Source organism: Pseudomonas sp. Q1-7 (assembly GCF_028010285.1).
Lineage (GTDB): Bacteria > Pseudomonadota > Gammaproteobacteria > Pseudomonadales > Pseudomonadaceae > Metapseudomonas.
In genome coordinates this window covers 1771211-1788939 of the sequence record NZ_CP116304.1, presented here as the reverse complement: position 1 = coordinate 1788939, position 17729 = coordinate 1771211, and the positions used below count along the sequence as shown (strand labels likewise).

General features: G+C 63.9%; 14 protein-coding genes and 3 tRNA genes. 2 read left to right on the top strand and 15 right to left on the bottom strand.

Annotation, left to right across the window (positions count from 1 at the left end):
* The first annotated feature begins 10 nt into the window (after window positions 1–10).
* Window positions 11–1342, top strand: coding sequence for an IS4 family transposase (locus PJW05_RS08270; RefSeq protein ID WP_271408194.1), 1332 nt, complete (start codon window positions 11–13; stop codon window positions 1340–1342).
* Between the two features lie 43 nt (window positions 1343–1385).
* Here the strand turns inward: PJW05_RS08270 and mgtE are convergent, their stop codons facing one another.
* Window positions 1386–2828, bottom strand: a complete 1443-nt coding sequence (gene mgtE, locus PJW05_RS08265; RefSeq protein WP_271411230.1) for a magnesium transporter — start codon at window positions 2826–2828, stop codon at window positions 1386–1388.
* A gap of 316 nt (window positions 2829–3144) precedes the next feature.
* Between mgtE and PJW05_RS08260 the strand changes: the two genes are divergently transcribed.
* Window positions 3145–3648 carry a DUF4124 domain-containing protein gene (locus PJW05_RS08260; RefSeq protein WP_271411229.1) on the top strand — a complete coding sequence of 168 codons (504 nt, stop codon included), beginning with the start codon at window positions 3145–3147 and terminating at the stop codon, window positions 3646–3648.
* A gap of 114 nt (window positions 3649–3762) precedes the next feature.
* Here the strand turns inward: PJW05_RS08260 and PJW05_RS08255 are convergent.
* The 14 genes from PJW05_RS08255 to PJW05_RS08190 form a co-directional block, all read right to left on the bottom strand.
* Window positions 3763–3839 (bottom strand) — tRNA-Arg (locus PJW05_RS08255).
* A gap of 70 nt (window positions 3840–3909) precedes the next feature.
* Window positions 3910–3986: transfer RNA gene (locus PJW05_RS08250), tRNA-Arg, on the bottom strand.
* Between the two features lie 107 nt (window positions 3987–4093).
* Window positions 4094–4184 (bottom strand) — tRNA-Ser (locus tag PJW05_RS08245).
* A gap of 61 nt (window positions 4185–4245) precedes the next feature.
* A complete protein-coding gene (gene csrA, locus PJW05_RS08240) occupies window positions 4246–4431 on the bottom strand; it encodes a carbon storage regulator CsrA (protein WP_003283978.1) in 186 nt (61 codons plus the stop codon).
* A 184-nt stretch (window positions 4432–4615) separates the two neighbouring features.
* Window positions 4616–5851 (bottom strand): aspartate kinase, encoded by a 1236-nt coding sequence (locus tag PJW05_RS08235; RefSeq protein ID WP_271411228.1) that lies wholly within the window; start codon window positions 5849–5851, stop codon window positions 4616–4618.
* Between the two features lie 101 nt (window positions 5852–5952).
* Window positions 5953–8577, bottom strand: a complete 2625-nt coding sequence (alaS, locus tag PJW05_RS08230) for an alanine--tRNA ligase (protein WP_271411227.1) — start codon at window positions 8575–8577, stop codon at window positions 5953–5955.
* 264 nt (window positions 8578–8841) lie between these two features.
* Window positions 8842–9846, bottom strand: coding sequence for a low-specificity L-threonine aldolase (gene ltaE, locus PJW05_RS08225; protein ID WP_271411226.1), 1005 nt, complete (start codon window positions 9844–9846; stop codon window positions 8842–8844).
* 86 nt (window positions 9847–9932) lie between these two features.
* Window positions 9933–10931, bottom strand: coding sequence for a succinylglutamate desuccinylase (gene astE / locus PJW05_RS08220; protein WP_271411225.1), 999 nt, complete (start codon window positions 10929–10931; stop codon window positions 9933–9935).
* Between the two features lie 9 nt (window positions 10932–10940).
* The gene (locus tag PJW05_RS08215; RefSeq protein WP_271411224.1) at window positions 10941–11228 is read right to left on the bottom strand and encodes a topoisomerase II; all 288 of its coding nucleotides are present in this window, start codon (window positions 11226–11228) and stop codon (window positions 10941–10943) included.
* A gap of 10 nt (window positions 11229–11238) precedes the next feature.
* Complete coding sequence (gene astB, locus PJW05_RS08210) at window positions 11239–12585, bottom strand: N-succinylarginine dihydrolase (RefSeq protein WP_271411223.1); 1347 nt, start codon at window positions 12583–12585, stop codon at window positions 11239–11241.
* Window positions 12582–14045 (bottom strand): succinylglutamate-semialdehyde dehydrogenase, encoded by a 1464-nt coding sequence (gene astD / locus PJW05_RS08205; protein ID WP_271411222.1) that lies wholly within the window; start codon window positions 14043–14045, stop codon window positions 12582–12584. The genes astB and astD overlap by 4 nt, the downstream gene beginning before the upstream one ends.
* A complete protein-coding gene (gene astA, locus PJW05_RS08200) occupies window positions 14046–15068 on the bottom strand; it encodes an arginine N-succinyltransferase (RefSeq protein ID WP_271411221.1) in 1023 nt (340 codons plus the stop codon).
* Between the two features lie 114 nt (window positions 15069–15182).
* The gene (aruF, locus tag PJW05_RS08195; protein ID WP_271411220.1) at window positions 15183–16199 is read right to left on the bottom strand and encodes an arginine/ornithine succinyltransferase subunit alpha; all 1017 of its coding nucleotides are present in this window, start codon (window positions 16197–16199) and stop codon (window positions 15183–15185) included.
* Window positions 16200–16353: 154 nt separating this feature from the next.
* Window positions 16354–17574, bottom strand: a complete 1221-nt coding sequence (locus PJW05_RS08190; RefSeq protein WP_271411219.1) for an aspartate aminotransferase family protein — start codon at window positions 17572–17574, stop codon at window positions 16354–16356.
* Window positions 17575–17729 lie beyond the last annotated feature (155 nt).

Here is a 17729-nt window from a genome sequence, read left to right as displayed (position 1 = left end):
CGGATTTTTTATGTCCTTTCAACAGCAGTTGCTCGACCTGGGCGAGTTGTTCAACTTCTCCGACTTGAGCACCTTCACCCAAAACATCCCGATCGAGTGGGTGGCGTCGGCGCTGGAGCTTTCTGCCCAGGCCACCATCCGCCGCCGGCGCCTGCCCAGTGATCAGGTGCTCTGGCTGGTGCTCGGCATGGCCTTGTTCCGCGACGAGCCGGTCCATGAGGTGGCGCGGCGCCTGAACATCTGCGCCCAGGGTCTGGCCTCCGACCACCTGCTGGCCAGAAGTGGGGTCACCGAGGCACGCAAACGGCTGGGGGCCGATCCGGTTGAATGGCTGTTTCGCCAGACGGGTCAGCAATGGGGGTGTGAGCGCTATGACGGCGATAGCTGGCAGGGCCTGCAGGTGTTGGCGGTGGATGGTGCACTGCTGCGCACCCCGGATACACCCGAACTGCGGGAGCATTTCGGCTCTGGCAATACCGCCACCGACCGTCAGACGCCGTTCCCCATGCTGCGTCTGGTGGCCCTGATGAATGTGCGCTCGCACTTGATTCTGGATGCCCAGCTGAGCCCATACCGGCGCAGTGAAATGCGCTTGGCCGATGCCTTTGTGCAGCAGATTCCCGACCATTCGGTGACCTTGTTCGACAAGGGGTTCTGGAGCGCCGATTTGCTGTTGGGGTTGAACAAGGGCGGTGACCACCGACATTGGTTGATCCCGGCCCGCCAGGGTCTAGTCAGCGAGGAAGTGACGCGTTATGGCAAAGGGGATCGCCTGTTGCGCATGAAGGTGTCGCCCCAGGCGCGAAACCGTAACCCGAACCTACCCACGCACTGGGAGGTGCGCGAGGTCAGCTACGAAGTCCAGGGCAAGGTAAAAACCGTTCTGACCTCGCTGCCGGCCGAGCGCTACAGCGCCAAGGCGGTCGCCACACTGTACCGGGAGCGCTGGGAGATCGAACTGGGCTTCCGGAACATCAAGAGTTCCCTGCAGCAGAATGCGGTGACCCTGCGCAGTAAGGTCAAGGCGTTGGTCTACCAGGAGGTCTGGGGATTGTTGCTGGCCTACAACATCATCCGCCGTGAGGCCGGTCAGGCGGCAGTCGCCTTCGGCCGCTCACCCGCCGACATCCGCTTCAAGCCGGTGGCTCACTATATCGCCGTGCAATTGATCGTGATGGCGGCGGCCAACCCGATTTCGGCCACGGGCCGTCGCCTGTCGGAGTTGCGAGCCGGTATTGGCGGGTTGTTTCTGGATCACCGCCCCAAGCCATCAAGACCCAGGACGGTGAAGATTTCCAAGACCCGCTACCCGGTGGACCGCAAGGCTGCTCCGCTTAAGTGAACAGCATTACGCCCTTGAGGCGGCTTTTTCGTACACGGAAGGTTCAGAGCAGGAACAGGGTGGCAAGGCCGAGAAAGATGAAAAAGCCACCACTGTCGGTCACGGCGGTGATCATCACACTGGAGCCCATCGCCGGATCACGCCCCATGCGTGTGAGCGTCATGGGAATCAATACCCCCATCAATGCAGCGAGCAACAGGTTGAGGGTCATGGCGCCCGTCATCACGACGCCCAGCGACCAACTGCCATAGAGGTAGAAAGCCACCAGGCCGATCACCCCACCCCAGACCAGGCCGTTGATCAGGGCCACGCCCAGCTCCTTGCGCATCAGGCGCGAGGTGTTGCCAGTGCCCACCTGGTCCAGGGCCATGGCACGAACGATCATGGTGATGGTCTGGTTCCCCGAGTTGCCACCGATACCGGCGACGATAGGCATCAATGCGGCCAGCGCCACCAACTTCTCGATGGAGCCTTCGAACAGGCCGATCACCCGCGAAGCGATGAAGGCGGTGACCAGGTTCACAGCCAGCCAGGCCCAACGGTTGCCTACCGACTTCCAGACCGAAGCGAAGATGTCTTCCTCTTCGCGCAGACCGGCCATGTTGAGCACTTCGGTCTCACTTTCCTCACGGATCAGGTCCACCATCTCGTCGATGGTCAAGCGGCCGATCAGCTTGCCGTTCTTGTCCACGACCGGTGCCGATACGAGGTCATAGCGCTCGAACGCCTGGGCGGCGTCGTAAGCATCCTCGTCCGGATGGAAGCTGACCGGGTCGGTGGCCATCACCTCGGCCACATCCTTGTCCGGATCGTTGACCAGCAGGCGCTTGATCGGCAGAACGCCCTTGAGGATGCCGTCGTAATCCACCACGAAGAGCTTGTCGGTGTGGCCGGGCAATTCCTTGAGCCGGCGCAGGTAGCGCAGTACCACCTCAAGGGCCACGTCGTCGCGGATGGTGACCATCTCGAAGTCCATCAGCGCACCGACCTGATCCTCCTCATAGGACAGCACAGAGCGAACGCGCTCGCGCTGCTGCGCATCGAGGGACTCCATCAGCTCGTGGATCACATCCCGCGGCAGCTCGGGCGCGAGGTCGGCCAGCTCGTCGGCATCCATCTCCTTGGCCGCGGCGAGCAGTTCGTGATCGTCCATGTCGGCGATCAGCGACTCACGGACAGCGTCGGAGACTTCGAGGAGGATGTCGCCGTCGCGCTCGGCCTTGACCAGTTGCCAGACCGTCAGGCGGTCATCCAGCGGCAGGGCCTCGAGGATGTGTGCGATGTCGGCAGGGTGCAGCTCGTCCAGCTTGCGCTGCAGCTCGACAAGGTTCTGTCGGTGGACGAGGTTTTCAACGAGGTCGCGATGCTGGCCTTCCTGACGGTGCGTCAGGTCTTCCACCAGCTTGTGGCGATGCAGCAGTTCGATTACCTGGGCCAGACGGTCCTGCAGGCTCTCTTGCGGCTTTTTGGCTTCTACTTCAGTCATATAGCGCGCTCCACCCCCAGTGGCAGAGCACGCCAGAAGGGGTCAGACAGTCATTTCGCGATTGTGCAATCGGGATTCTGAGTAACTACTGGGTAAGTCCATGATGGTTGTCCGAATGCCCCGGCGGGGCTGACCGCGCAATGATAACACCGCCGTTCGGCTCTCGCGTTACAAAATCATGGAAAGAACAATCGCTTGCATCGCAAAGCTGGGATTGCCTTCACCCTGTTGCGACGATGGCGTTCCTCTGTAGGACACGCGCCCGCAACGAAAATCAGCGGATACCCTCGAGAGTCCAAGCCAAGGAGAAGGCCCCATGAAACGACTCTCGATGCTCCTCGTCGCCACCCTGCCCTGCTGGCCCGAAGCCCCGCTGCATGCGGCCTCGGTATTCCGTTGCAGCGATGCCGAAGGCAACGTCAGTTTCAACCAGTACGGCTGCCCGCCAGGCAGCCAGACCGAACAACAGCGCACCAGGACGCCAAACCTGTTGAACAGCGAGCCGCTACGGAAAGAACCTGACGACAGGAGTTTTCCGATTCATCACCGGGAAAATGCTCAACACACCCAAGAAATAGTAGTGGTCGGTGAGCGGGATGAGGTGTGCGGCAAGCTGATTTCAGCGCAGGAACGACGTCAGGCCATCATTCGCAAGCAGGTTCGCAGCGGCATGACCCGTGCCGACGTGGAGAGCGCACTAGGAAAGCCCGACCGCGTCAGCGGCAGAAATGGACAGGTTCGATATCACTATCAACCGAAGCAGGGAGCCCGCCACCTGGTGCAGTTCGATGAGACGGGCTGCGTGAAAGGCGGACGCTGAGACCGCGAGCACGGGCGAGAAGGCCTTGCCACTCGCAGGCAACGCGTTGCCGGCACACAGCACGCCTTCAGCACAAAGAAAAAGGGCCTGCATTTCTGCAGGCCCTCTTCGGTATGGCGCACTCGAGAGGATTCGAACCTCTGACCGCCCGGTTCGTAGCCGGGTACTCTATCCAGCTGAGCTACGAGTGCGTATGGTGTTTTTTGACCAGATCACCGCTGGTTGCTTCCACGATTCCGATCAAACCGGAACCTTGAAAAATGGCGCACTCGAGAGGATTCGAACCTCTGACCGCCCGGTTCGTAGCCGGGTACTCTATCCAGCTGAGCTACGAGTGCGTTGTGGGCGCGCATTATAGGGATCTTTCTGCTTCGGTCAACTGCTTTTTTCGAGAAGTTTCAATAACTTATCGATCTAGCACCCAACCACCCTACAACACGATAAATGGCGGAGAAGGGGGGATTCGAACCCCCGACACCCTTTTGAGGTGTACTCCCTTAGCAGGGGAGCGCCTTCGGCCACTCGGCCACCTCTCCGCAACACGGGGCGCATGATATCCATGTTTTCCCCGTTTGCAAAGCAAAAAGTGCAGAAAAATTAGTGGCTTGGTTCCTGGTCTTTCTCTTTCTGTATGCGCTGGTAGATTTCTTCGCGGTGCACGGCAACCTCTTTGGGAGCATTGACACCAATGCGCACCTGATTACCTTTCACGCCAAGCACGGTCACAGTGACATCGTCACCCACCATCAGGGTCTCTCCGACCCGGCGAGTCAGAATCAGCATTCCTTTCTCCTTACGGATTCGTTTCGGGACAACAGTCTGCAAAAAAGAAATGGTTGCGGCTCCAGGACATTAGCCGCCGGAGCTTACACCCAAGTATTGACCAGCCCCGGCAAAAGGAAAGTTCCACCGTAGCGGCCAAAAACGACAAAAGGCGCGGGATGAGCCGCGCCTTTTGATAAATGCCTTACTCGCCCTGTCGGTTCGGGGCATCCAGCTCGAAAGCGGTATGCAGGGCACGGACCGCCAGTTCCAGGTACTTCTCTTCGATGACCACGGACACCTTGATTTCCGAGGTGGAGATCATCTGGATGTTGATGGTCTCCTTGGCCAGCGCTTCGAACATACGGCTGGCGACGCCAGCGTGAGAGCGCATGCCGACGCCGACGATGGACACCTTGGCGATCTTGGTGTCGCCGATCACCTCACGGGCACCGAGCTCGTTGGCGGTCTGCTCCAGCACGCGCTGGGCGTTCTGATAGTCATTGCGATGGACGGTGAAGGTGAAGTCGGTGGTGTTATCGTGCGCCACGTTCTGCACGATCATGTCCACCTCGATGTTGGCGGCGCTGATCGGGCCCAGAATCTTGAATGCCACGCCGGGGATATCCGGTACGCCACGGATGGTCAGCTTGGCTTCGTCGCGGTTGAAGGCGATGCCGGAGATGATCGGCTGTTCCATGGATTCCTCTTCATCAAGGGTAATGAGGGTGCCCGGACCCTCCTGGAAGCTGTGCAGCACGCGCAGCGGGACATTGTACTTGCCGGCGAATTCCACCGAGCGGATCTGCAGCACCTTGGAACCAAGGCTGGCCATTTCCAGCATCTCTTCGAAGGTGATCTTGTCCAGGCGCTGGGCCTGCGGAACGACACGCGGGTCGGTGGTGTAGACGCCATCCACATCGGTGTAGATCTGGCACTCGTCAGCCTTCAGAGCCGCCGCCAGCGCCACGCCAGTGGTGTCGGAACCGCCACGGCCGAGGGTGGTGATGTTGCCATGCTCGTCCACACCCTGGAAGCCGGCGACCACGACGACGCGACCGGCCTTGAGGTCGGCACGGATCTTCTGGTCGTCGATCTGCAGGATGCGCGCCTTGTTGTGGGCGCTGTCGGTGAGGATGCGCACCTGATTGCCGGTGTAAGACACTGCCTGCACGCCGCGCTTGATCAGCGCCATGGCCAGCAGGGCGATGGTCACCTGCTCGCCGGTGGAAACCATGACGTCGAGCTCGCGCGGAACCGGCTGCTCACTGATCTGTTTGGCCAGTTCGATCAGGCGGTTGGTTTCGCCACTCATGGCGGAAACCACGACCACGATGTCATCGCCGCCTTCGCGGAATTTTTTCACCTTCTCGGCCACCTGCTCGATGCGCTCGACAGTGCCGACCGAGGTCCCCCCAAACTTCTGTACGATCAAAGCCATTTCAAAGCCGCCTAATCCCGTGAAGGGCGCCCATTAAACAATCAACGCAGAACACTGCCAAGGCCCGCCGGGCGTGGGGCGGGCCGCTGGTGCCGGGGCCTTCAGAGCCCCTGTTCGACGAACGGCACGGCAAGCGCCAGGGCCTGCTCCAGGGCCGCGGCGTCGGTACCGCCGCCACGGGCCATGTCTGGGCGACCGCCACCCTTGCCACCGACCGCTGCCGCGGCCTGCTTCATCAGATCGCCGGCTTTGAGTTGGCCGGTCAGGTCCTGGGTGACGCCGGCGACCAGTGTCACCTTGCCCTCCAGCGCACTGCCGAGCAGGATCACCGCGCGACCGAGCTTGTTCTTCAGTTGGTCGACCAGCGCCAGCAGCGCGTCGCCGTCCAGGCCATCCAGGCGCGCAGCCAGGACCTTCACGCCTTTCACGTCGATGGCGGAAGCGGCGAGATCGTCGCCGGCGGCGCTGGCCGCCTTGGCCTTGAGCTGTTCCAGCTCCTTCTCGAGCTGGCGGTTGCGCTCCAGCAGCGCGGACAGTTTGTCCAGCAGGTTGTCGCGACTGCCCTTGACCAGGCTCGCGGCTTCCTTGAGCTGTTCTTCGGCGCCGTTCAGGTAGGCCATCGCAGCCGCTCCGGTCACCGCTTCGATACGGCGTACGCCAGCCGCTACGCCGCCTTCGCTGATGATCTTGAACAGGCCGATATCGCCGGTGCGGGAGACGTGGGTACCGCCACACAGCTCGACGGAGAAGTCACCGCCCATGGTCAGCACACGCACCTGGTCGCCGTACTTCTCGCCGAACAGGGCCATGGCGCCCTTGGCCTTGGCGGTGTCGATGTCGGTCTCTTCGGTTTCGACTTCGCTGTTCTTGCGGATCTCGGCGTTGACCATGTCCTCCAGGTCCTTCAGCTGTTCGGGCTTGATGGCCTCGAAGTGGCTGAAGTCGAAGCGCAGGCGCTGGCTGTCGACCAGGGAGCCCTTCTGTTGGACGTGGTCACCCAGCACCTGGCGCAGCGCGGCATGCAGCAGGTGGGTAGCCGAGTGGTTCAGGGCGGTGGCCTGGCGCACGCTGGCGTCGACCTGGGCGGTGACAGTGGCACCCACGCGCAGGACGCCGTGATCGATCACGCCATGGTGCAGGAAGGCACCACCGGCCTTGGTGGTGTCACGCACGTCGAAACGCAGGCCCTGGGCGGCGATGAAGCCGCAGTCACCCACCTGGCCGCCGGATTCGGCATAGAAGGGGGTGCGATCCAGGACCAGTACGCCCTCCTCGCCTTCGGCGAGTTGCTCGACGGCCTGGCCGTCCTTGAACAGGGCAAGGACCTTGCCTTCGCCGGAGGTGCAGACGTAGCCGGTAAAGTCAGTATCAGCGTCCACCTTGACCAGGGCGTTGTAGTCCATGCCGAAGGCGCTGGAGGCGCGGGCGCGTTCGCGCTGGCCTTCCATTTCACGCTCGAAGCCGGCTTCGTCGATGGTCAGACCGCGCTCGCGTGCGATGTCGCCGGTCAGGTCGACGGGGAAGCCGTAGGTGTCGTACAGCTTGAACAGGGTTTCGCCGGGAATCATCTTGCCCTTCAGGCCCACCAGGTCCTGTTCGAGGATTTTCAGCCCTTGCTCCAGGGTCTTGGCGAACTGCTCTTCCTCGGTCTTCAGCACGCGCTCGATGTGCGCCTGCTGCTGCTTGAGTTCGACGAAGGCGTCGCCCATCTCGGCCACGAGCGCCGCGACGATCTTGTGGAAGAAGCTGCCCTTGGCGCCCAGCTTGTTACCGTGACGGCAGGCACGACGGATGATGCGGCGCAGTACATAACCGCGGCCCTCGTTGGACGGCAGCACGCCGTCGGCAATGAGGAAAGAGCAGGAACGGATGTGGTCGGCCACCACTTTCAGCGAAGGGGCGTCGTCGTTGGCGCAACCGATGGCCTCGGCGGAGGCTTTCAGCAGGCTCTGGAACAGGTCGATCTCGTAGTTCGAGTGCACGTGCTGGAGCACGGCGCTGATGCGCTCCAGGCCCATGCCGGTGTCCACGCTCGGTGCCGGCAGCGGGTGCATCACGCCGTCCGCAGTGCGGTTGAACTGCATGAACACGTTGTTCCAGATCTCGATGTAGCGGTCGCCATCTTCTTCCGGGGACCCGGGCGGGCCACCCCAGATGTCCGGGCCGTGGTCGAAGAAGATCTCGGTGCAGGGACCGCACGGGCCGGTGTCGCCCATGGCCCAGAAATTGTCGGACGCGTAGGGCGCACCCTTGTTGTCGCCGATACGCACCATGCGCTCGTGGGGAATCCCGACTTCCTTGGTCCAGATGTCGTAGGCCTCGTCGTCGGTGGCGTAGACGGTGACCCAGAGCTTGTCCTTGGGCAGCTTCAGCCACTTGTCGCCGGTGAGGAATTCCCAGGCGTAGTGGATGGCATCGCGTTTGAAATAGTCGCCGAAGCTGAAGTTACCCAGCATCTCGAAGAAGGTGTGGTGGCGCGCGGTGTAGCCGACGTTTTCCAGGTCGTTGTGCTTGCCGCCGGCACGTACGCACTTCTGGCTCGTGGTGGCGCGGGTGTAGGCGCGTTTTTCCAGGCCAAGGAAGCAGTCCTTGAACTGGTTCATCCCCGCGTTGGTGAACAGCAGGGTCGGGTCGTTGCCCGGAATCAGGGAGCTGGAAGCGACACGGGTATGCCCCTTCTCTTCGAAGAAGCTCAGGAAGGCTTCACGGATTTCTGCGCTTTTCATAGGTTCTTCCACGGAAACTGCGGCCACAACGGTGGGTGCAAATCGTTATCGGCGAAGGACGGCAAGCGGAAATCGGCGAAAATGCTGCAGGTTTTCCAGAAAATCCCGGCATTCCCCGCCCGTTTCCAACATTGCGCGCGAAACTCGCAGCCGTCTGGCGACGGGCATACGAATCACCGGCAAAGGGCCGCATTATATCGGCCCTGCGCTGGGGGGATAGTGCCTTTGTGCGATAGAAGGCGGCTATTTATGCCGGCCGCCGGCTCAGGCCTGTCGAAAAGCAGCAAATGCCTCGATGACACGGGGGATATCGGCAGCCCGCACGTCCAGGTGAGTCACCAGGCGCAGGCGCGCGGCGGGGCTCACTCGGACGCCCTGGCCGGCGAGGAACTCGCCCAGCGCCCGCGCCTGCTCGCCGACCTGTACGTAGACCATGTTGGTCTGCACCGGCTCGATCTCGAAGCCCAGCTCACGCAACCCGGCTCCCAGCCGCTCGGCGTTGGCGTGGTCCTCAGCCAGGCGCTCGACCTGGTGATCCAGCGCATAGAGCCCCGCCGCCGCCAGCAGGCCGGCCTGGCGCATACCGCCGCCAACCATCTTGCGCAGGCGCCGGGCCCTGGCGATCAGCGCCGCGCTGCCACAGAGCACCGAGCCCACCGGAGCGCCAAGCCCCTTGGACAGGCACACCGACACCGAGTCGAAATACCGGGTGATCTCGCGCGCATCCACGCCCAGCTTGACCACGGCGTTGTACAGGCGGGCGCCGTCCAGGTGCAGGCCCAGGCCGCGCCGGCGCGTCAGCTCGCGGGCCGCCGCAAGATAGTCCAGCGGCAGCACCTTGCCCTGCATGGTGTTCTCCAGCGCCAACAGACGGGTGCGGGCAAAGTGGAAGTCATCCTGTTTGATGGCCGCCTCCACCCTGGCCAGGTCCAGGCTGCCATCGGCTTCGCCGTCGATGGGCTGGGGCTGGATCGAACCCAGCACCGCCGCACCGCCGCCCTCGTACTTATAGGTGTGCGCCTGCTGGCCGACGATGTACTCGTCGCCGCGCTCGCAGTGGGCCATCAGCGCCAACAGGTTGCTCATGGTGCCGGTGGGCACGAAAAGGGCGGCCTCGAAACCGAGGCGCTCGGCGAGGGTCGCCTCCAGTCGGTTGACCGTGGGGTCTTCGCCGTAGACATCGTCACCCAGTTCGGCACGCTGCATCGCTTCGCGCATGCCGGTGGTAGGTTGGGTAACGGTGTCGCTGCGCAGGTCGATCAGGCTCATGCCGGGCTCCTTGGATGGGCGAAAGGCCCGATCCTAAGGCCCACCGCCCCGCCGGTACAGATACAGAAGACTGTGGAAAGCGCGATTCAGACGCTGGCGGGCACCACGAGAATGCCGGCACGCAGGCCGTTCTTCACCCTGGGGTTGGGGAAGATGATGCGCGCGCCCGGCTCTTCCACCACCCAGCGGGTGCCGGCGATGTCCTCGGCCAGCAGGTAGCCCACCGGCAGCTCGCTGAAGTTCTCGATATCCGGCGCCAGGTGCAGCTGGAAGGATTCGCTGTGCTTGATGATTTCCCGCGACACCGAGAACAGCTGCAGGCCGTCCAGGCTGTCGCCGTCGGTTGGCGGCTCGCGGCCCTCGATCAGGGCATGCAGACGGGCTTCCAGGCGGTCGAGGTTGACCTCCTGGTTGCTGCCGAAGGGCCGCGCCTTGCCCAGTTCCAGGGTGAAGGCCTCGGCGTCCAGCTGCGAATAACTGTAGGAACTGAAGGTGATGCCGGTCTTGTTCTGCAGCAGCACGGCGTCGATGCCGGCGTCGCGCAGGCGGGCCAGCTCCTGGCGGGAATGATCACGGCCTTCCACATAGGGATAGAGGGCAAACTGCTCGATCTTCGAGCCCCGGATGGCGGTATGCAGGTCGTAGTGCAGGCGCGAACGATCGGGCTTGCTGAAGAAGGCGGCGGCGTAGCGCTCCAGCTCACCGGCGCGCATGGCCTCGAAACCACTGGATTCGGCATGGCGGCCGTTGAACAGGCGGTTGATGTCCTGCTCGACGAAGCGCTCGCCACGACGAATGGCTTCGGGGTTGCCGAGCAGGAAGAGAATTCGCGCGCGCGGCTTGAGCTGGCCGCGGGCAATGGCCTGGACCAGGCGGTCCAGCAACTCGATGGGGGCGGTTTCGTTACCGTGGACCCCGGCCGACAACAGCAGGTCGAACCCGCTGTCCTCGGCGGCGGGCGGAGTGACGTCCAGCGCCCCCTCGCCCAGCCAGTGCAGGCGCACACCCCCGGATGTCAGCTGGATCTTCTCGGTCGGCTCGCGGCCGGCGAGGGTCAGTTCGAGCAGTTTTCCGAGGGCTAGCATCCTGTTACCTCAATGATCGTGATCGCAGTCGGGACCGTGCACATGGTCGTCGTCGGCGGCGTCGGCCGGTTCCATTTCCAGCTGCAGGCTGACCAGGTTGGTGGCCAGCGGACGCAGCAGCAGGTTGGCGTACTCGGTATCGCCCTCCTCCACGTCGACGCCGATCAGCAACTGGCCGTTGCCGGCCTGCTGGATCCAGACCTCCTTGCCCTGCCAGACAACGGCGAACCGGGTGCAGGAGGTTTCGAGCTGGGTGCCGTCGGTATCTTCGAGGATGAGTTGCAGGGCATCGGACATTTCAGGTTTCTCAGTTGAGCTGGAAGGGATAGACAGCGCCCAGTTTAAGGATCTGCGTCAGTTCATCCAATGCCGTCCGGCACTCCACCAGCAATTGCGGGTCGGCCAGGTCGCTTTCGCTCAGGCGGTCGCGGTAGTGCTTTTCGACCCAGGCGCTCAGGCTTGCATGGAGTTCAGCCGTCAGGATCACGCCCGGATTGACCGCCGCCAGCTCGTTTTCCTTCAGCGCCACGCGCAGCCGCAGGCAGGCCGGGCCGCCGCCGTTCTGCATGCTCTGTTTGAGGTCGAAGACCTTCACCTCGCGGATCGGGCCGCTGCCCGCGGTCAGTTCGCTGAGGTAATTCCACACGTTGGCGTTGCTGCGGCACTCCTCCGGCACGACCAGCAGCATGCTGCCGTCGGCGCGGCTGAGCAGTTGGCTGTTGAACAGGTAGGAGCGCACCGCGTCCTCCACGCTCACCGCACTGCGCGGCACGCGCACGGCCTGGAAGCGACCGCCGCGCTGGCCCAGCTTGGTGTCCACTTCGCCCAGGACCTTGTCGGTCTCGAGGAACGCGTCCTCGTGGTAGAACAGGACCTCGCCGTTGCCCACCGAAATCACGTCGTTGTGAAACACGCCCTGGTCGATCACCGCCGGGTTCTGCTGAGCGTAGACCACGCCGTCGGCACCCAGGCCGTGCAACCGCGCGACCGCCTGGCAGGCTTCCAGGGTCTGCCGTGCCGGATAGCGCTGCGGCGACGGGAAGCGGCTGTCGAAGGCACTGCGGCCGAATACGAAGAACTCCACGCCGGCCTCGCCGTAGCCCTTGCAGAAGCGCGTGTGGTTGGCCGCGCCTTCGTCGCCGAACTGGCCGACCGCCGGCAGTGCCGCATGGTGGGCGAAATGCTGGTCGTTGGCGAACATGGCGCGCAGCACGCGACTGGTGGTCGGGTGCTCGATGGAACGGTGGAACTTGCAGTTCAGGTTGGCGGCGGTGAAATGCACGCGGCCATCCGCGGTGTCGGCGCTGGGGCTGACGGTGCAGGAGTTGGCGGTCCACATGCTGGACGCGGAGCTGCAGGCGGCCAGCAATGGCATGGCTTCACGGGCGGCGCGGGCGATCACTTCGGCGTCGGTGCCGGCAAAGCCCAGGCTGCGCAGGGCGGCGACGTCCTGGCGCTCCTGCGGGGCGAACACGCCCTGCTTGAAGCCCATCTCCATCAGCGCCTTCATCTTGCCCAGGCCCTGCAGCGCGGCCTCCTTCGGATTGGAGACCGCCTGACTGTTGCTCTGCGAGGCGACGTTCCCGTACGACAGGCCACCATAGTTGTGGGTCGGGCCGACCAGTCCGTCGAAGTTCACTTCATAGGCATTCACAGGCTGACTCCTGGAGTAAGGGTTGCAGGCAGGGCAAGGGTTTCGCTTTCCAGCGAGGCCACCGGATAGGCGCAGTAGTCCGCGGCGTAGTACGCGCTGGCGCGATGGTTCCCCGACGCGCCGACGCCACCGAAGGGGGCACTGCTGGCGGCACCGGTCAACTGCTTGTTCCAGTTGACGATTCCTGCGCGGCTTTCGATGAGGAAACGCTGGTAACGCTCGGCCGAATCCGAGAGCAGGCCGGCAGCCAGGCCGTACTGCGTCGCGTTGGCCTCCGCGATGGCAGCGTCGAAATCGGCGTAGCGGATCACCTGCAACAGCGGGCCGAAGAACTCTTCGTCAGGACGCTCGGCCACCGTAGTCACGTCGAGGATGCCGGGCGTCAGCAGCGCGGCCGTCGCCAGCGGCTGGGACATGGCCAGGAGGGCCTTGGCACCCTTGGCGATCAGGTGATCCTGGGCCTTGATCAGGTGACGGGCGGCGTCCAGGGAGATGACCGAGCCCATGAAAGGCGCGGGCTGGGCGTCGAAGGCGCCGACCTGGATGCTGGCGGCGACCGTCACCAGGCGCGCCAGCAGGGCGTCGCCCCAGGCACCTTGCGGCACCAACAGGCGGCGCGCGCAGGTGCAGCGCTGGCCGGCGGAAATGAAGGCGGACTGGATGATGGTGTAGACCGCGGCATCCACGTCCTGGACCTGGTCGACCACCAGCGGGTTGTTACCGCCCATCTCCAGGGCGAGGATCTTGTCCGGGCGTCCGGCGAACTGCTGGTGAAGCAGGTTGCCCGTGCGGCTGGAACCGGTGAAGAACAGGCCGTCGATGCCGCTGTTGCCGGCCAGGGCGATTCCGGTTTCACGGGCGCCCTGCACCAGATTCAGCACCCCGGCCGGCAGACCGGCGTCCACCCAGCATTTCACCGTCAGCTCGGCGACTTTCGGCGTCAGCTCGCTGGGTTTGAACACCACCGCGTTGCCGGCCAGCAGCGCCGGCACGATATGGCCGTTGGGCAAATGGCCGGGGAAGTTGTAAGGCCCGAACACCGCCACCACGCCGTGGGGCTTGTGGCGCAGCACGGCAGTGGCATCGGCCAGGGGGCCGCTCTTCTCACCGGTACGCTCGCGGTAGCTCTGGATGGAGATGGCGACCTTGTTGACCATGCTGGTCACTTCGGTGGCCGATTCCCACAGTGGCTTGCCGGTTTCCTCGCCAATGCAGCGCGACAGCTCGTCGGCGCGGCCACGCAGGGCCACGGCGAACTGTTCGAGGATGGCGATGCGCTCCTCCAGCGGACGGCGCGCCCAGGCCGGGAAGGCGGCACGGGCAGCCTTGACTGCATCATCCACCTGGCCGGCGTCGGCACCGCGACCCGACCAGACGACCGCCTGGGTCACCGGGTTCAGCGAATCGAAGGCTTCGCCCTGCCCTGCCTGCCAGTTGCCGGCGATGTAATGGGTGCTCATTTATACGGACTCCTTGGCCGACAGCGGCACGGCACGGACCGAGGCGCCGGCGGAGAGTTTCAGGCGCTTGGCGGTCAGCGCGTCCACCACCAGGGTGCCGGCCGCCAGACGGGCCGGCGCGGCGGTGATGCGGCAGTCTTCGCGCTTGCGGTTATGGATCAGGAAGGGCGTGGCATCGTCGCCCGGCGTGCCGACCGCCAGCACCAGGTTCTGGCTGTCGCGCACGGCACGGATCTTCGCCGTCTCGCATTCGATGGCCGGGCCGGCGTCGAAGATGTCGACATAGCCCTGGTAGCTGAAACCCTCGCCCTTGAGCATGGCCAGCGCCGGCTCGGTGTCGGTGTGCACCCGACCGATGACGTTGCGCGCCGCTTCGGAGAGGAAGCAGGTGTAGAGCGGGAACTTGGGCATCAGTTCGGCGATGAAGGCCTTGTTGCCGACGCCGGTGAGGTAGTCGGCGCGGGAGAACTCCATCTTGAAGAAGTGCCGGCCGAGGCTTTCCCAGAACGGCGAAACACCCTGCTCGTCGGACATGCCGCGCATCTCGGCGATCACCTTGTCGCCGAACAGCTCGGGGAACTCGGCGATGAACAGGAAGCGTGCCTTGGACAACAACCGACCGTTGAGGCCGTTACGGTGGCCGGCATGGAGGAACAGCGAGCAGAGCTCGGAGTTGCCGGTCAGGTCGTTGGCCAGGAACAGGGTAGGAATCTGCCGGTGGATGTGCAGCTCCTGGGAGGCGCTGACGGTCAGGCCGACCCGGTAGTTGTACCAGGGTTCGCGCAGCCCCACGGCGCCGGCTACGGCGGAAATGCCGACGACGGCGCCGTGGTCGTCCTCGAGGACGAACAGGTAGTCCGCATCGGCGCGTTCGGCCTCGCCACTGAATGCCTTCTCCGCCCAGCCGACGCGATGCGCCAGGCGCTCCTCATTGGCCGGCAGCGTGGTCAGGCCTGCGCCGGTGCTGCGCGCGAGGTCGATCAGGGCCGGTAAATCGGCGCTGCGTACGGGACGAACGATCATAGTGCCTCCAGAAATTGCGCCCCCTTCCGTCCGGGAAGGCGGCCAGGGAGAGAGCCTCGCTCTCATCCGGCCCCATCAGGGCCACCGCCTCCCGGTGGGAGGCGGGTCAACGACTCAAACCGCGATCAAGCGCACGCTGGCACCTTCACCGACACCCAGGGCTTCGGCGGCTTCTGCGCCAAGCACCACGGGCTTGCCGGGCACCCAGTCGAGGTCGGCGACTATGGCGCGGAAATCCTGCAACTGGCCGTTGCACACCAGGTACTGGCGACCACCATTGCCCTGCTCGCCAAGCTTCACCGGGACTAAACGGCTCTGGGCGATGGAGCGGATGCTCGAAGTGCGGGCATGGAGGGTCGGGCCGCCGTCGAAGATGTCGATGTAGTTGTCGGTCTCGAAGCCTTCGCGCATCAGGATGTCGAAGGTGATCTGCGCGCGCGGGTGCACCTGGCCCATGGATTCCTGGGCTGCGTCCGGCAGCAGCGGCACATAGATCGGGTAATGCGGCATCAGCTCGGCGAGGAAGGTACGGCTCTTCAGGCCCGACAGGCGCTCGGCCTCGGTGTAGTTGAGGTCGAAGAAGTTGCGCCCCACGGCATCCCAGAACGGCGACTCGCCGTGCTCGTCGCTGTAGCCGACGATCTCCACCACCACCGCGTCGGCAAAACGCTCGGGGTTGCTCGCCATGAACAGCAGGCGGCCACGGGAGTTGAGTTCGGCGACCGGGGTGCTCACCAGGTCGCGCTCGACGTAGAAGCTGGTCAGCAGGCTGTTGCCGGTGAGGTCGTGGCAAAGCGACAGGACATGGATCTTGTTGTGGATCTTCAGCTCCCGTGAGGCATGCACGAAGGTCTCGTTGCGGAAGCTGTAGAAGGGCTCGGAGAAGCCGGCGGAGGCGACGATCGCCGAGCAGCCGGCCAGGCGACCGGTGGCGCTGTCTTCGAGGACGAAGAAATAGCTTTCCTCGCCATTGAAACTCACCTCGGCAGAAAAGGATGCCTCGGATGCGGCGATCTTCTCGGCCAGCACCTGGGCATCGTCCGGCAACGAAGTGACGCCGACGGGGCTATCCGCAGCCAGGCGCTGGACTTCAGCGAGGTCGGCCATTTGCGCGGGGCGCATCACCAGCATTGGGGTCACTCCTTTTTCTTGTCGAAGACTCCGGACGAACCAGTGGTTCCATCCGGAGAGAAGCCGGGCCGATGGCCCGTGCTCACGTATGAATCCCTGTCATCCCTGGGCTCTTTTACGTGCAGCGCGTCCCTGCGCTGCGTACAGCGGCGGCTTACGCCTGGTTCAGCTTGGCAACGGCGCGCTCGAAGCGATCCAGGCCTTCGTCGATGTCCGCATCCGGAATCACCAGGCTGGGGGCGAAGCGCACCACGTCCGGGCTGGCCTGCAGGACCATCACGGCCTCCCGCTCGGCGGCGTTCAGCACGTCCTTGGCCTTGCCCTTCCAGGCATCGGAAAGGACGGCGCCGATCAACAGACCGAGGCCGCGCACTTCACTGAAGATGCCGTACTTGGCGCCGATCGCTTCGAGACGGGTCTTGAAACGGTCGTGCTTGGCGTTGATGCCGCTCAGGACTTCCGGCGTGTTGATCACGTCCAGCACGGCTTCCGCCACGGCGCTGGCCAGCGGGTTACCGCCATAGGTGGTGCCGTGGGTGCCCACGGACAGGTGCTTGGCGATCTCGGTGGTGGTCAGCATGGCGCCGATGGGGAAGCCACCGCCCAGGCTCTTGGCACTGGAGAGGATGTCCGGGGTCACGCCGTAGTGCTGGTAGGCGAACAGGTGACCGGTCCGCCCCATGCCGCTCTGCACCTCGTCGAAGATCAGCAGGGCGTTGTGCTCGTCGCACAGTTTGCGGGCGCCTTCCAGGTAGGCCTTGTCCGCCGGCAGCACACCGCCTTCGCCCTGCACGGGCTCCAGGACGACCGCACAGGTCTTGTCGGAGATAGCCGCCTTGAGGGCTTCCAGGTCGTTGTAAGGCACGTGGGCGATGCCTTCCATTTTCGGACCGAAGCCGTCGGAGTACTTCGGCTGGCCGCCGACAGTCACGGTGAACAGGGTACGGCCGTGGAAGCTGTTGGTGGCCGAGATGATCTCGTGCTTCTGCGGGCCATAGACTTCATGGGCGTAACGGCGGGCCAGCTTGAAGGCCGCTTCGTTGGCCTCGGCGCCGGAGTTGGCGAGGAACACCCGCTCGGCAAAGGTGGCGTCCACCAGTTTCTTGGCCAGGCGCAGGGCCGGCTCGTTGGTAAAGACGTTGGACACGTGCCAGATCTTGTTGGCCTGCTCGGTCAGCGCCTTGACCAGCGCCGGGTGCGCATGGCCCAGGGAGTTCACTGCGATGCCGCCGGCGAAATCGATCAGCTCGCGACCAGACTGGTCCCAGACGCGAGAACCTTCGCCACGCACCGGAATGAAAGCGGCGGGGGCATAGTTGGGAACCATCACCTTGTCGAAATCGGCGCGCTCGACCTGCGCATGCTCAACGGACATCAGTTTCTCCTGCCATGAACGGCTAGTGATGAAAGGATTGTAGGGACTGAATCGGGGTTGGCATTGCCGCCATGCGACAACTTCTTACAGCGCCAACCCGGCGAAAACCGGCGCTTATGGAAATGCGACAGAAAGCGTCGGGAAGGCGCAGTTTA

What these genes read in the sequence shown, in the direction of transcription:
- mgtE (WP_271411230.1), bottom strand. Translation starts at nt 2,828, where the DNA reads ATGACTGAAGTAGAAGCCAAAAAGCCGCAAGAGAGCCTGCAGGACCGT.
- csrA (WP_003283978.1), bottom strand. Translation starts at nt 4,431, where the DNA reads ATGCTGATTCTGACTCGCCGGGTCGGAGAGACCCTGATGGTGGGTGAC.
- astA (WP_271411221.1), bottom strand. Translation starts at nt 15,068, where the DNA reads ATGATCGTTCGTCCCGTACGCAGCGCCGATTTACCGGCCCTGATCGAC.
- astE (WP_271411225.1), bottom strand. Translation starts at nt 10,931, where the DNA reads ATGCTAGCCCTCGGAAAACTGCTCGAACTGACCCTCGCCGGCCGCGAG.
- aruF (WP_271411220.1), bottom strand. Translation starts at nt 16,199, where the DNA reads ATGCTGGTGATGCGCCCCGCGCAAATGGCCGACCTCGCTGAAGTCCAG.
- PJW05_RS08215 (WP_271411224.1), bottom strand. Translation starts at nt 11,228, where the DNA reads ATGTCCGATGCCCTGCAACTCATCCTCGAAGATACCGACGGCACCCAG.
- PJW05_RS08190 (WP_271411219.1), bottom strand. Translation starts at nt 17,574, where the DNA reads ATGTCCGTTGAGCATGCGCAGGTCGAGCGCGCCGATTTCGACAAGGTG.
- alaS (WP_271411227.1), bottom strand. Translation starts at nt 8,577, where the DNA reads ATGAAAAGCGCAGAAATCCGTGAAGCCTTCCTGAGCTTCTTCGAAGAG.
- astD (WP_271411222.1), bottom strand. Translation starts at nt 14,045, where the DNA reads ATGAGCACCCATTACATCGCCGGCAACTGGCAGGCAGGGCAGGGCGAA.
- PJW05_RS08260 (WP_271411229.1), top strand. Translation starts at nt 3,145, where the DNA reads ATGAAACGACTCTCGATGCTCCTCGTCGCCACCCTGCCCTGCTGGCCC.
- PJW05_RS08270 (WP_271408194.1), top strand. Translation starts at nt 11, where the DNA reads ATGTCCTTTCAACAGCAGTTGCTCGACCTGGGCGAGTTGTTCAACTTC.
- PJW05_RS08235 (WP_271411228.1), bottom strand. Translation starts at nt 5,851, where the DNA reads ATGGCTTTGATCGTACAGAAGTTTGGGGGGACCTCGGTCGGCACTGTC.
- ltaE (WP_271411226.1), bottom strand. Translation starts at nt 9,846, where the DNA reads ATGAGCCTGATCGACCTGCGCAGCGACACCGTTACCCAACCTACCACC.